Source organism: Sphingobacterium sp. HMA12, from assembly GCF_002933815.1.
Classification (GTDB): domain Bacteria; phylum Bacteroidota; class Bacteroidia; order Sphingobacteriales; family Sphingobacteriaceae; genus Sphingobacterium.
The window spans coordinates 2048102-2062058 of record NZ_BEYR01000001.1 but is presented as its reverse complement, the minus strand read 5'-3'; the positions used below and the strand labels follow the sequence as shown (position 1 = coordinate 2062058).

Here is a 13957-nt window from a genome sequence, read left to right as displayed (position 1 = left end):
ATGATCGGAAAAATAAGCTTAAACGAAGACCCTTTGGCTATTTCTATAGTATCAAATAATTGATTAGAGGTATATTAGTTATACCCGAAAAGAATAAGTCTATTGAAAATAACAAGGGAAGAATACGAAAAAGAAATGGGATAAATCATTAAGAATTACCCCATTAACAAGAAAGTGTATTTTTTGGATTACGCCAATTTTACGTTTGTAGCGTTGATTCCTTTTGGAGTTCTTTCTACATCATAAGTTACAACGTCGCCTTCAGATACTTGGTTCTTAAGAGCAGAAACGTGTACGAAAACATCTGCACTACCATCCTCTGGTGTAATAAAACCAAAACCTTTAGTTTCATTGAAAAATTTAATTTTACCTGTATTCATTATTTTTAATTAAGTCCTGCAAGGTAGGGATAATAAATGATTAATCTTTTATTTTTCGTTAAAATAACAAAGTTTTTTTTCTTTTTTCCTATTTCTTTAGCCCTAATCAACCTTCAAATGGATTAGGACCTGTTTTTATATCGTATTGAAAGTCAGTATGCCAACAATATTTAATTTTTTCTGTAACAACCATGTTCCTGAAAATAGCAGGATAAGGCTTTAGGATACCACAAGTTTTCCTGATTTTTCTACTGCTCCCGGAGAGACTTCCATGCGCAGCGATTTGAATGTCGATGTATATTTTACAATGATTAGGGTAAGGGCTTAAATTGAATTTTGTAATTTCATCGGGAACTTAAACCTTCGTGTATATAAACCAACATGTGATGAATAGAAAAGACTTTATCCGAACTTCCAGTATTTTAGCTGCTTCTACATTTATGCTCAAAAGCCAGGCCTCCAGCTTATTTGATCAGCCGATCCGGGTGGGCGTGATCGGGGTAAACGGTATGGGCTGGTCTGACCTTAATGCTTTGTTAAAGCAGGATGGTGTGATATGCACAGCGCTTTGTGATGTAGATGAAAATCTCTTAAGCAAAAGGGCAAAAGAACTCCAGGATAGGAATATCAAGGTTGCAACCTATGTTAATTATAAAAAGATGCTGCTTAGTCCGGATGTGGATGCGGTAATCATCGGTACACCTGACCATTGGCATTGCCTCCAGATGATCGATGCGGTGAACGCCGGGAAGCACACGTATGTCGAAAAGCCCATTGGAAATTCCATTCGGGAATGTCAGCTTATGCTGCAAGCTGCAACTAAAAATAATGCAATTGTTCAGGTGGGCCAGTGGCAGCGAAGTCAGCAGCATTTTAAGGATGCCATTGATTTTGTACATTCGGGTAAACTGGGTAAAATACGATTGGTAAAAGCTTGGTCTTATCTGGGTTGGAAAAATAGCATTCCGATTCAGCCAGATGAGGCAATACCCGCAGGTGTACATTACATGGATTGGTTGGGCCCCGCCACAAAAAGACCTTTTAATATCAATCGTTTTCATTTTAACTTCCGGTGGTTTTGGGATTACGCTGGCGGCCTGATGACGGACTGGGGGGTACACATGCTGGACTATGCCCTGCTCGGAATGAAAGTTTCTGACCCGAAATCCGTAATGGCTTCCGGTGGAAAATTTGCCTTTCCCGATGATGCCGGAGAAACACCGGATACCATGACCGCGGTATACGAATTTGATACCTTTAATATTCAGTGGGAACACGCAAAAGGAATTGATTTAGGACCTTATAATCGCAACCACGGTGTGGCATTTATTGGTAATAACGGAACTTTAGTGCTGAATCGCGGGGGCTGGGAAGTCATTCCCGAAAAGGGAAGGATGGAGGCGGTAGCCCTGCAGCCTTCCGTTGACAACGGTTTAGAGAAACATATGGCCAACTTCGTGGACGCCATTCGCAAGAAAAACCCAGCCTTGTTGAATGCCCCGCTTGAAGTCGGTGCACATATTGCTATTTTTTCACAATTGGGAAATATCGCCTATAGAACAGGGCAAAAGCTCTATTGGAATACTGAAAAGCAACGCTTTAATGACGAAAATGCAAATAAATACCTCGCTTCAATCTATCATAATGGCTATAAATACCCCAAAGTCTAAGTGTGTAGAACAAGAAGATAGGGCTTCAAGGAGATCAATTGTTAAGGGACAGGGGTTGCCACAGCATATCCTGCATGTAAGCTTTGAAAATTAGTTCAGCTTACAAGCAGGATACGCGGAAGATATTTTTAGCGACCTGTTGATCAATATTTCGATAAGAATACCAAGCAAATACATCTAGTGAAAGACAAACTCGTTGGCAATAGTAATCTCTTCCTGATTAATGGAGTGACCAAAATTGGGATATACAGCGAGTTTGACCTTCGCATGCTGGGCTTTCAGGATGTTAACGCTGGCATTGACACGTTCCAGGGGTACATGAAAATCAGGATCACTGGTGCCAATAAATAGCGGTGTTTGCTCAAAGTCTCCCATATATTTACCCGGATCAATTTGCTCACCTATCAGTCCGCCGATAATAGCGACTGCGCCTCCATATCGTTTGGCATTCCGCGCCAGGAATTCAAGCGTTAGACAAGCTCCTTGGGAGAAACCAAAGAAATAGATGTTTTCTGCTTGTAAGCCCTTGTCCAAAGCAAGCTGTACGGTATTTTCAACGACTTCAAGAGCAGAACTCAACCAGGGCTCATTACTTTGTTCGGGTGCCATAAATGAATTTGGATACCAGGTGTAATTGTCAGCTTGTGGTGCGAGTAGGGCATAATCCCCTACATTTAGATAAGCTGACATGCTCAGGATATCTGTTGCATTTCCGCCACGTCCATGAATCATGATCAATGCTTTTTTCGCATTTTCTAGGCTATGCCCTGCTGTTTTGATGTTATTAGAATGACTCATTTATATCCCTTCCTATACTGTTTTCTTAAACCATACATCATCATAGGTGTCAGGATGACGGTGAAACTGTGCATTTACATAGGGGCATAAAGGCACAATGTTCATCGCATTTTCCCGTGCATAGGACACCAATTTTTCCAATAATATCTTCGCAAATCCTCTACCTTCAAAGGCTTCATCGACTTCGGTATGGTAGACGACTAATCGTCCGTCAATAATGGCGATGCTCATTAAACCAGCTTTTTTTTCATTGGAGAATAATTGAAGTTCACCACGCTGATTTTTATCCAGTACAATTTCTGTTCTTTCCATTGTTTTGCAGTATTTAATAATTTACGTTGATCTTAATCTATTTTTGGTAAAGTGGCTTCGATCTGTGACCGATGACTTTCGTATTGTTTTGGCAATTTAAGTGCTGTACCAAGACTTTCCAATGGCTCATCAACGGTAAATCCGGGATTGTCTGTTGCGATTTCAAACAAAACACCTCCCGGTTCACGGAAATAAAGTGAGAAAAAATAGTCCCGATTGATTTTTGGTGTAATATCCAGACCTGCGGCAAGCACCTTTTCACGATATTCCATCAAGATGTTATCATCTTTTACCCGAAATGCGACGTGGTGATTCGTCCCGGCGGCATTACGTCCGAAAGGTAAATTTCGGTCTGCAACAATATCTACGATGTTCGCAGTCGCTATACCGTCGGTAGTCAATCGATAACGTTCGTTCTCCTGTCTCTGCACGGAGTATCCTAATATATCGGTCAGAACCTTTAGTGTTGGATCAGCCTCTTTTAAGGTGAGGGTAATATTATGAAAGCCCTTTAATGCATTTTCATGATTGATATCCGCTGTCGTCCATACGCTTCTATTATCCTTTATTAACGGTTCAATAAACTGTAGTTGTAAACCATCAGGATCGGTAAATGAGATCAATTTTTCACCAAAAATTTCATCTTCCAGAAAACCCACATTGTGCTCTCTTAGTCTGTTTTTCCAGAAACCGAGGCTACCCTCCGGGACGGCATAACCAATATGGGTAGCCATTCCGGCGCCCTGTTTACCTTTACCAATACCTTCCCAGGGGAAAAATGTAAGAATAGTGCCAGGGGTGCCTTGCTCATTTCCAAAATAAAAATGATAGGTGCCCGGATCGTCAAAATTAACAGTTTTTTTTACAAGCCGAAGTCCTAAAACTTTGGTGTAAAAATCAAGATTACGTTTTGCATCATCGGCTATCGCGGTAATATGATGCAGTCCTAATATGCTATTATCCATAATTTTTTTATTTTCTTAACTATTGTAAAATTACGGCAGCTACAAGAAAAAATCATTGAACTAGATTAATAAAAACAGGAATTGATCTTTTTGTTTTAATTTGTTGGTAACTTTTAAAATGAAAAGGCCCATAAACAAAAAACACCTGAAGTTGGGGACTTCAGGTGTTTTTAACCTAACCAATTATTAACCTAAATTTATGAAATGTATATTTCTGAATATTATACTATGAAGGAGTTTTCAATTATCATGCCATATTTTTCGAGGCCTATTTTGGGATGAAGGATGATTGTTTTGAAAACAAAATTATGGACCAAATGTTGTTTATTGGATACAATAAAGACGGGGCCGTGAATGTAATAGGTTCTTTTATATATTATAAATATAAATAGGTTCAAATAATGAAAACGAGTAGAAATTTTATGCTGTCAGTAGCAAGCGTGGCGCTGTTATTTACGGGATGCCAACAGAGCCAACACGCTAAGGAGGAGAAAGGGCAGACGCAGTTGGATATCAACAAAGAGAATAAACGAATCGTATTGGACTTTTATCAGCAGATGTTCGGAGATAAAGATCTTTCTGCCGTCGACCGTTATATTGCTCCGGAATATATTCAGCACAATCCGGCGGTAGCGGATGGTGCAGCTGCATTTAAGGCTGCTGCAGCAAAGTGGTTTGAAGGGCAGCCAAAAACCAAGATTGATGTACAGCATATTGCTTCCGATGGAGATCTAGTTTTTATTCATCTTAAAAACAAAAATGCTGATGGCAGTCTGAAATCAACGATAGATATCTTTCGTTTAGAAAACGGAAAGATTGTTGAACACTGGGATGCACAGCAAGATGTACCCAAGGCGTCTGCCAATAGTCACCCCATGTTTTAGTATATTGACTGTTTTTTTGTTTAATTATGCTATTCCTTTATAAAAAAGGCCCTATATTTAATACGCTATCGATAGACCGATAGCATTGTATTAAAGTAGAAAATAATTAATCTAAATGAAGCGAATTTTAGGCGCAGGTCTTTTTTATATCCTTATCTCCGCTTGTAGCGTCCATCACAACCCAAAAGAAAATCCACAGGTGTATTTACAAAATCCCGGGCGGGAGACAAAAAAATGGAAACTTGTGTGGGAGGAGAATTTTAACTCATCAAATTTGGATACAAGCAAATGGAGCCGGATTCCGGCAGGAGGATCAGACTGGAACCGGCACATGAGTCAAGATGATGCCTGTTTTGGATGGGAAAAGGGAGAATTGATTCTAAAAGGGATCAAGAATACCGACCAGCAGAAAGATGCACGACCGTTTCTTACCGGCGGAATATGGAGTAAAGGAAAATTTGCCTTTCAATATGGACGTATTGAAATAAGAGCCAAACTTGGCAGTTCCCAAGGCGCCTGGCCGGCAATGTGGATGCTGGCTGAGTTAGACAAATATGGGCAGTATCCGCGGAATGGTGAAATTGATATCATGGAACACCTTAATTTTGATGATATTATCTATCAAACGACCCATTCACATTACACCTTGAATTTGGGACAGAAGGATAATCCCAAACATTCGGGGACGGCAAAAGTCAATGCAGGGGACTACAATGTTTATGGTATCAGCTGGTATCCGGATCGGATTGTATTTCAGCTAAATGGCGTGGATACATTTGCCTATCCGCGGATAACTGATGTCGATGCATCCCAATGGCCCTATGATCAACCCTTTTACCTGTTGATCGACCAGCAGCTTGGCGGAAATTGGGTAGGGGAAGTGGATTTGAAGCAGCTACCGGTCGAAATGCGCGTAGATTGGGTCAAGGTTTACCAATAATAAACGAAAGTCAAGATCTATAAGAAGTGCTATGTACTAGTAACATGAGTTTTTAGTCGAAATTAAGTGACAAAAACTTAACATACCGAGCAGAAAAATAATGTTTATTTTTGATCCCAATTATGGAAGATAATACAATATTTAAGATTAGTCATAAAATAAAAGAAATCCGCAAGGAAAAGGGGATTACCATACAGGAAGTTGCTGATAAAGCCGGAGTAAGCAAAGGGCTCATATCGCAGATTGAGAATAACCGGACCATACCTTCCCTGTTGGTGTTAATTAATATTATTAATGCACTGGATGTTGACCTGAATGAATTCTTCAAAGATTTTAATTCTGAGTTGGATGCAGGGCCGGTCGTTGTTCGAAAAAAAGATAGCTATACATCCTTTGAAAAAGAGCATGCCCTTGGATTTCATTACAAACGTATTTTCACCTCCGCGATAGAGAGTTCCACTATGGATATTGTGCTTTTGGAACTACTGCCTGATGCACAGCGCCCAATGGTAGAGACGGAGGCCTACGAATATAAATATATCATCAGCGGGCAAGTTGAATATATCTTTCAGGATCAAAGCATTCAGCTGGAAGAGGGTGATTCCATATTCTTTAATGGACGGCTTTCACATACACCGCGCAACGTGGGAAAGGAAAAAGCAGTCATGCTGATTGTGTATTTCTTTGAAAATAAACGGTAGTTCTGTCCGGCTAGCCCATCAATAAAAAAGCATCAATGAAAATTTTCATTGATGCTTTTTTATTGATGGTTGTACAATGTCAGTCCAGTTATTTATATTTGTTTATAAATACTTAACAAAAGTTTAGTATTGTGTTAATTTCCAAAATTTACTTTTGATTGCGGACAATGAGGTCCGTCAACAATTCTAAATCATGGATTTGAACCAGCGAATAAAAAAACGGATAGCGGGGTTAGACGAGCGGTCGGTGGCCATTTTACTGGCTATTACGGCATTTTTATGTTATACAAGTATGTATTCATTCCGAAAATCATTTACGGCTTCGGCTTTTGCCAATGAATCTATTTTGGGTATAGATTATAAAGTGTGTATGGTTATTATTCAAATGTTGGGTTATCTGTTTTCGAAATTCTATGGGATTAAATTTATTTCTGAGAGCAAGCAGCGGAATAGAGGACGCTACTTACTTGCTTTAATTTGTATTTCGTGGGCTGGCTTATTGGCTTTTGCACTTTTCCCTAAACCTTGGAATGTACTCTTTCTTTTTATCAATGGTTTTCCGTTGGGGATGGTATGGGGTTTGGTATTCAGCTACCTGGAAGGTCGTCGATATACGGAAATTATGGGCGCCGTGATGTCTGTCAGTTTGATTTTCGCATCCGGTTTTATTAAAACGGTAGGAAGATGGCTCATGTCCACTTTTCATGTCAACGAATTTTGGATGCCTTTTTTCACAGGGATGCTTTTTTTTATACCCTTTGTCCTGTGTATTTGGATTCTGGAAAATGCCCCCGGCCCAACTGCGCAAGATAAGCAGTTGCGGACCGAACGTGTGGCTATGGATGTCCGTATGCGTAAACATTTTTTCAAGGTATTTATGCCAGGCATTATGCTGACCATTGTTATTTATACTATGTTGACGATTTTACGTGACGTTCGTGATAATTTTGAGATAGAAATATGGCAAATGCTGCATCTGAAAGGAGCGGGGATATTCGCCAAAGTCGATGGAACCATTGCGCTGATTGTCTTAATTTTAGTAGGTTGCTTAATTATGGTAAAAGACAACATGAAAGCATTTAAGCTGATCCATTACATGATTATTTTGGGGTTTCTGACTGCCGGGATTTCGACCTATTTATTCTCCATGCATTGGATCGGCGGTCTCAGTTGGATGTTATTGGTCGGACTAGGGCTCTATATGGCCTATATTCCCTATAATGCCATATTTTTCGAACGGATGATTGCGACCTACCGCATGAAAAGCAACATTGGTTTTGTCATGTATATGGCTGATTCAGTTGGCTATTTAGGGAGCTTTTTGATTTTAATGAATAAAGAATTTTTACCAAATTCAGTCACTTGGGGCGCTTATTTTATCCAGCTGGTTTATCTGGCTTCCATTATAGGCGCCATTCTGGCGATCTTTTCGTTAGTTTACTTTGTTCGGAAGAAGGAGCAGATGAAAACGAAGAAAGGTGATGAATTGCTGCAGTCCTGGCAAGCGAACAGCGGCGAAGTACAAATAAGTTAATGCTAATTATTTTAAAGAATGAAAACAAATACATACGATTTAATTATTGTTGGCGGGGGTATCCTGGGAACTTTTCATGCCTATCATGCATTGAAAAAAGGGTTAAGTGTGCTCCAGCTGGAAAAGGATAATTTTCCTGCCGGATCCACTGTGCGCAACTTCGGTCAGGTGGTGCCATCAGGGATGGCAGGTGAATGGTTTGATTATGGTGTACGGGGGCTGGAAATATATCACTCCATCCAACAGGAAATGGATATCTCCATTCGGAATAATGGGAGTATTTATATTGCATCTGATGCTGACGAAGTACAGGTCATTCACGAACTGTCTGCGCATTATCAAACGAAAGGATACGATCATGCGCTTTGGTCCAAAGCGCGAATTCTTGCAAAGTATCCTGCCATGAATGCCGATTACGTTCAGGAAGCTATTGTTTTTGATCAGGAACTGAGTGCCGAGCCTGAAACAATGATTCGCCAGTTGCATATTTTTATGCAGGCAAAATTTGAAAAATATACACTGAAATATGACACAACCGTTATCGCTTGTGAAGATCGTAACGAACTGGCACGCTTAACAACAAGTAGCCTCGAAGTTTTTGAGGGAGCGAAAATCATTATCTGTAACGGGTACGAATTTAAGATCTTGTACCGTTCATTGTTTGATGACAGTGGTCTCGAAATTAGTAAACTGCAAATGATGCGTACCAGACCGTTACCTCAGATCCAGCTGCCCGGAAATATCCTGACCGGTTTAACGATTCGTCGTTATGAAAGCTTTGAAGAATATTGTCCATCATTTGGGGCTATCCCTGTACCTGAGCATTATCATGAACTGCGGAAATATGGAATACATATTTTATTTAAACAGGCCACCGACGGTAGTATTATCGTTGGAGATTCACATGAATACGCGGCGGGAAATCGATTGGATGACTTAGGTTTTGCGGTGGATACTTACATCAACGAGCTCATGATTGCTGAGGCAAACCGTATTATTCCGATGCAGAAAGAGTGGATCGCTTCCTCTTGGTCAGGATTCTATGCACAGCATAAAGATCATATTCTCGAAGTTGATGTCAGTCCGCGGATCCATGTACGTACAGGTATCGGTGGTAAAGGAATGACGGCCAGTGCCGGATATGCCGAACAAAGTATCGAAAAGCTTTTTTAACAATATTCCTTTTATAAAAAACGCCCTACTTTTTCCTGAGTAGGGCGTTTTTTTTAAGCTTTATCCTGCAATCTGAAGTTGTTGTATGGAAAAAATTAGGGGCAGTTGGATGAGATAGGTTTAAAAAAAATTAATTATTAAGAATTTGAAAAGATGGTGCACTTTTTTGAGAGCCAATCTCCCATGTCCGATAGCAACAATTTAGTGTTATCATTGTTTATCAAATAAGTATAATTCGATGATATTTCCTTATTGGTTATGTGTTCAATAATGTTTTTATTAACTTCACAGGCATAATAAACCAGAAATAACGGACAACAGCTTATGACAAATCAGAATTTCCCTGAAAATGAATGGCGAAGGATAGAGAAATTAAAGTCCTATGAGTTAATGGGGCTAGGGAAAGATCCGGAATTGGACGTGTTTGCACAGGCTGCCTGTTTGATTACAGATTCCCCTGCAGCTTTGATCGCGATGATGGAGGAGCAAACGCAACGGATACAGAGTTGTGTCGGCATGGAACTGGACACCGTCGAAAGAAAGAATACCGTTTGCCAATATACGATCATGAGCAGGGAGCTACTTGTCATAGAGGATACCTTTGAAGATCCGCGCTCTTCGTCCAATCCGCTGATACGGGAAGGCAATATTCGTTTTTATGCCGGGGTACCGCTGATGGATGAAGATGGCGATGTGTTGGGAACCATTTGTGTGATAGATTTTCAGCCCAAGTCGCTTTCTGACAGGCAACGACAGTTATTGGAGGAACTGGGAAAGGGTGTAACCAAGATCCTCCTTGGAAAAAAAAGAAAGCGACAGGCCGGATATTTCTCCGAAATCTTTCAGCTGACAAACAATGTGATTTGTGTGTTAGACCAAGACTGTCAAATTAAAGATGTCAATCCTGCTTTTACCAACGTATTGGCGATTTCAAGATCAGAAAGTATCGGACAATCCTTGCTTACATTATTGCAGGATGATACGCAAACGCTGGCCTCCGATTTAAAGCGGATAGCGACGGCAGATTATGGAGTTCAATCCACCTCATCAACATCTCGGGGGGATGGTTCTGAGGTTATTATCGAATGGCATTTTAAGTATGACGCGATCAATCATGAAATTCTAGCCTTTGGCCGTAATGTCACACAAGAGCGTCAGGAAAAAATAAAGCTGGAAAATTCGGAGCGCCGCTTCCGAAGTTTTTTTGAAAATGCCATTGGTTTGATGAGTATGCATGATATGGATGGTAATATTCTGGCAGTCAATGAAAAAGGTAGGGCGGTGTTAAAATATGAACAGCATGAGGTTAAATCGCTCAATCTGAAAAAATTGGTTCCGCCACACCATGTAGGACTGGTCGAAGAATATTTAAAACGAATCGCGCAGAATAAAGAGGACTCTGCGATGATGGTCCTGCAAACAAAAGACGGTGAAAATATTTCCTGGCTTTATCATAATATGGTCGAAGTGGATGAAGATGGTAAACCCTATGTGGTCAGTACGGCATTAAATATGACCGATCGAATGCGCCTGGAGAACGATTTGCTGCATACCAAACAGATCCTGGAACAGACCAACGCTGTTGCCCAAGTCGGCGGATGGGAAGTAAACTTAGCAGAGAATAAAGTCTACTGGTCCGACTCAACGAAATTGATTCACGGTGTTGATCCGCATTTTACACCCGATTTTGAACATGCTATTGGCTTTTATGAACCGGATAGCCAAATAGCACTGCGGCATATATTCGAAGAATCGGTCCGCAGCAGAAAGCCCTATGATACCGAACTGCGCCTATTAAAACAGAATGGAGAAACAATCTGGGTCAGGGTAAAAGGAATTCCTGAATTTGAGAATGACGTCTGTAAGCGGGTATTTGGTATCATTCAGGATATTGATAAGAGTAAATCGTTGTATCTTGAACTGGAACGTAAAGAATCCATGTTGCGTGCGTTTGTAAATTACGTTCCCGCATCCGTTGCGATGTTTGACCGCGATTTTAATTATGTGTCGCTGAGCAATCAATGGATTGAGGATTTTCATAAAGATGAAAATCAATTGCTCACCAAAAACCTGTTTGAACTTTTTCCGGATATTCCGGACCAGCGGAAGAAAATATATCAAGATGCATTGCAGGGAATCCCCTATAAGAATATAGACGAAGTTATTCAGGTCGGCGGAATAGCCGAACCACAACACTTCAACTGGGAAGTACGGCCTTGGCATCTGACAGATGGCAGCATTGGGGGAATTATTATTTTCACGCAAAATATCACGGAATCTGTACAAATAAATGAGGAATTAAAACTTGCAAAAAAAATGGCAGATTTGGCAAGCAAGGCCAAATCTGAATTTTTGGCCAATATGAGTCACGAAATCCGGACGCCATTAAATGGGGTGATCGGATTCTCGGATTTGCTATTGAAAACTCCGCTGAATGATACGCAAATGCAGTATCTGGGCTATATTAATGAATCTGGTAACAGTTTATTGAACATCATCAACGACATTCTGGACTTTTCGAAGATCGAATCCGGAAAACTGGAACTGTTTGTCGATAAGTATAATGTATACGATATCGCAAACCAGGTGATCAATGTCGTATTATACCAAGCTCAAAGAAAAGAAGTCGAATTGCTTTTGAATATAGAGCAAGGATTGCCGGCATTTGTATGGGTTGACGAAGCGCGTATTAAACAAGTTCTTATTAATTTATTGGGTAACGCGGTTAAGTTTACTGAGCAGGGGGAAATCGAGTTTAAAATAAGCAGGCTCCATCATGATAGCGACAAGCTAAGCCTGCGTTTCGAAGTACGTGATACGGGGATAGGAATTCCTGAAGAGAAACAGCAGCGTATTTTTGACGCTTTCACACAGGAAGACAGTTCCGTCAGCAAGCGATATGGTGGAACTGGGCTTGGACTGACCATCTCCAATAATTTATTAAAGTATATGGGGAGCAAGCTGAATTTGACCAGCCAATTGGGCAACGGATCGACATTCTACTTTGATATTGAAGTTTCCTGTGAAGAAATGGAAAGCCAGGATGCCGATTTGCCATTAAATAGGGTACTTGTGGTGGACGATAATGCCAACAATCGTATTATTCTGCAGCACATGCTAGCTTATAAACAGGTTGAATCTGTCCTGGCCGAAAATGGTATGGAAGCATTGCAGTTGCTAATGAAAGGGGAGCGCTTTGATGTGATCTTAATGGATTATCATATGCCTATTTTATCGGGACTTGAAACCATTGAAAAGATTAAAGAACTCTTTCGGAAACAGGGAGAGGGGATCCCGTTGATTGTATTGCATACATCTTCGGAAGAACATGAGGTAATTTCGGCATTTAGACAGGAGGAACGCTCGTTTTGCCTGCTGAAACCCATTAAATCGGATGAGTTGTATCAAACCCTGCGCAGGGCAATCCAACAGAATAAAGAAGAGCTGGGACAGGCCAAAGCAAATCTATCCCTGCCTACGGGGTCCTATGGTCGGGGAATCCGGGTGCTATTGGCTGATGACAATGCCGTAAACATGGCGTTGAATGTAAGAATGATGGCCAGTATTATGCCCGATGCAATTTTAACAGAAGTCTCAAATGGCGCCGAGGCTATTCGGGCATGTGAGGAAGTAAATTTTGATCTTATCCTACTGGATGTGCAGATGCCAGAAGTGGACGGTATCGAAGCAACAAAACAGATCCGTCGGATCAAACAATATCAAGATACACCTATAATAGGTATTACTGCCGGGAATGTTTCAGGGGAAAAAGAACGCTGTTTAGAAGCTGGTATGTCTGACTTTTTAGCTAAACCTATTCGACTGCAGGATTTGTATAATGCCTTGCAGCAGGCGATGTTATCTGTCGAAGGTTCTGGCACGTCAGAAATTGAGGCAGTTGATTTGGCCGCACATCTGGATGTGCAACGCCTGCATGAACAGGCAGGGGATGATCCTGCATTTTTATCTTTTTTCCTCGACTTGGTGATCAAGGAAATTACAGCCTCGAGGGCACAGATCACAGAAGCAAAAAGGGAAAATGATAGGAAGCGTATCAAGGAGCTTTTACACAAATTAAAGGGCACTTCTTCAACTGCCGGGCTCATTAAACTGGCCCAATTAACAAAAGAACTGGAAGCCAATATTTCTTTTGAAACCGATCTGTCAGAAGCCTTTGCTGGTATTGAAGAAGAAATGGAGATTGGATTGGATTTGATTGCAAAAATTTTAAATAAATAGGAATATGTTGATTTTAATTGCCGAAGACGACGAGTTAATTTTGCGCACCGTAGAACACAAGTTAGTAAAGGAAGGACACGAGGTTGTCTTGACCAGAAATGGGCAGGAAGCTATTGAAAAGATTGAGGAATCGGATTTTGACCTGATTGTAACGGATATTATGATGCCATTTGCATCGGGAATTGAAATTCTTTCGGCGATCAAACGTCACGGAAAAAAAGTCCCTGTCATTGTGTTATCCAGCATGGGACAGGAGGAAGTGGTTGTCGATGCCTTCGACCTGGGCGCATCGGATTTTATGGTTAAACCATTTAGTCCAAACGAGCTTATCCTGAGAATAAAGCGCTTAACAAATAGATAG

General features: G+C 40.7%; 12 protein-coding genes. 8 read left to right on the top strand and 4 right to left on the bottom strand.

The features are described from left to right. Positions 1-188: 188 nt before the first annotated feature. Entirely contained in the window at positions 189-380 is a 192-nt protein-coding gene (locus tag HMAT_RS08820; protein WP_077434921.1) for a cold-shock protein, read from the bottom strand. A 386-nt stretch (positions 381-766) separates the two neighbouring features. Between HMAT_RS08820 and HMAT_RS08815 the strand changes: the two genes are divergently transcribed. Next, positions 767-2050 carry a Gfo/Idh/MocA family protein gene (locus HMAT_RS08815; RefSeq protein WP_104382359.1) on the top strand — a complete coding sequence of 428 codons (1284 nt, stop codon included), beginning with the start codon at positions 767-769 and terminating at the stop codon, positions 2048-2050. Positions 2051-2227: 177 nt separating this feature from the next. Here the strand turns inward: HMAT_RS08815 and HMAT_RS08810 are convergent, their stop codons facing one another. Genes HMAT_RS08810 through HMAT_RS08800 form a run of 3 tightly spaced genes read right to left on the bottom strand, consistent with a single transcriptional unit; the run spans position 2228 to position 4125 of the window. Further along, positions 2228-2848 carry an alpha/beta hydrolase gene (locus HMAT_RS08810; RefSeq protein WP_104382358.1) on the bottom strand — a complete coding sequence of 207 codons (621 nt, stop codon included), beginning with the start codon at positions 2846-2848 and terminating at the stop codon, positions 2228-2230. A 12-nt stretch (positions 2849-2860) separates the two neighbouring features. Then, the gene (locus HMAT_RS08805) at positions 2861-3160 is read right to left on the bottom strand and encodes a GNAT family N-acetyltransferase (RefSeq protein WP_104382357.1); all 300 of its coding nucleotides are present in this window, start codon (positions 3158-3160) and stop codon (positions 2861-2863) included. A gap of 32 nt (positions 3161-3192) precedes the next feature. After that, the gene (locus tag HMAT_RS08800; RefSeq protein WP_104382356.1) at positions 3193-4125 is read right to left on the bottom strand and encodes a ring-cleaving dioxygenase; all 933 of its coding nucleotides are present in this window, start codon (positions 4123-4125) and stop codon (positions 3193-3195) included. A gap of 401 nt (positions 4126-4526) precedes the next feature. Between HMAT_RS08800 and HMAT_RS08795 the strand changes: the two genes are divergently transcribed. From HMAT_RS08795 to HMAT_RS08765, 7 genes are all read left to right on the top strand, one after another. Further along, positions 4527-5009 carry an ester cyclase gene (locus HMAT_RS08795; protein WP_104382355.1) on the top strand — a complete coding sequence of 161 codons (483 nt, stop codon included), beginning with the start codon at positions 4527-4529 and terminating at the stop codon, positions 5007-5009. 115 nt (positions 5010-5124) lie between these two features. Further along, positions 5125-5949 (top strand): glycoside hydrolase family 16 protein, encoded by an 825-nt coding sequence (locus HMAT_RS08790; protein ID WP_104382354.1) that lies wholly within the window; start codon positions 5125-5127, stop codon positions 5947-5949. A 122-nt stretch (positions 5950-6071) separates the two neighbouring features. Next, positions 6072-6650: a helix-turn-helix domain-containing protein gene (locus tag HMAT_RS08785; RefSeq protein ID WP_104382353.1), complete on the top strand. Its 579-nt coding sequence runs from the start codon at positions 6072-6074 to the stop codon at positions 6648-6650. A gap of 193 nt (positions 6651-6843) precedes the next feature. Then, a complete protein-coding gene (locus HMAT_RS08780) occupies positions 6844-8184 on the top strand; it encodes a DUF5690 family protein (RefSeq protein ID WP_104382352.1) in 1341 nt (446 codons plus the stop codon). Positions 8185-8202: 18 nt separating this feature from the next. Next, entirely contained in the window at positions 8203-9357 is a 1155-nt protein-coding gene (locus HMAT_RS08775) for a TIGR03364 family FAD-dependent oxidoreductase (protein WP_104382351.1), read from the top strand. A gap of 324 nt (positions 9358-9681) precedes the next feature. Beyond that, on the top strand, positions 9682-13596 hold the full coding sequence (locus HMAT_RS08770) for a response regulator (protein ID WP_104382350.1): 3915 nt from the start codon (positions 9682-9684) through the stop codon (positions 13594-13596). 4 nt (positions 13597-13600) lie between these two features. After that, positions 13601-13957, top strand: coding sequence for a response regulator transcription factor (locus HMAT_RS08765; RefSeq protein WP_104382349.1), 357 nt, complete (start codon positions 13601-13603; stop codon positions 13955-13957).

What these genes read in the sequence shown, in the direction of transcription:
- HMAT_RS08775 (WP_104382351.1), top strand. Translation starts at nt 8,203, where the DNA reads ATGAAAACAAATACATACGATTTAATTATTGTTGGCGGGGGTATCCTG.
- HMAT_RS08790 (WP_104382354.1), top strand. Translation starts at nt 5,125, where the DNA reads ATGAAGCGAATTTTAGGCGCAGGTCTTTTTTATATCCTTATCTCCGCT.
- HMAT_RS08795 (WP_104382355.1), top strand. Translation starts at nt 4,527, where the DNA reads ATGAAAACGAGTAGAAATTTTATGCTGTCAGTAGCAAGCGTGGCGCTG.
- HMAT_RS08815 (WP_104382359.1), top strand. Translation starts at nt 767, where the DNA reads ATGAATAGAAAAGACTTTATCCGAACTTCCAGTATTTTAGCTGCTTCT.
- HMAT_RS08810 (WP_104382358.1), bottom strand. Translation starts at nt 2,848, where the DNA reads ATGAGTCATTCTAATAACATCAAAACAGCAGGGCATAGCCTAGAAAAT.
- HMAT_RS08820 (WP_077434921.1), bottom strand. Translation starts at nt 380, where the DNA reads ATGAATACAGGTAAAATTAAATTTTTCAATGAAACTAAAGGTTTTGGT.
- HMAT_RS08780 (WP_104382352.1), top strand. Translation starts at nt 6,844, where the DNA reads ATGGATTTGAACCAGCGAATAAAAAAACGGATAGCGGGGTTAGACGAG.
- HMAT_RS08800 (WP_104382356.1), bottom strand. Translation starts at nt 4,125, where the DNA reads ATGGATAATAGCATATTAGGACTGCATCATATTACCGCGATAGCCGAT.
- HMAT_RS08785 (WP_104382353.1), top strand. Translation starts at nt 6,072, where the DNA reads ATGGAAGATAATACAATATTTAAGATTAGTCATAAAATAAAAGAAATC.
- HMAT_RS08770 (WP_104382350.1), top strand. Translation starts at nt 9,682, where the DNA reads ATGACAAATCAGAATTTCCCTGAAAATGAATGGCGAAGGATAGAGAAA.
- HMAT_RS08805 (WP_104382357.1), bottom strand. Translation starts at nt 3,160, where the DNA reads ATGGAAAGAACAGAAATTGTACTGGATAAAAATCAGCGTGGTGAACTT.
- HMAT_RS08765 (WP_104382349.1), top strand. Translation starts at nt 13,601, where the DNA reads ATGTTGATTTTAATTGCCGAAGACGACGAGTTAATTTTGCGCACCGTA.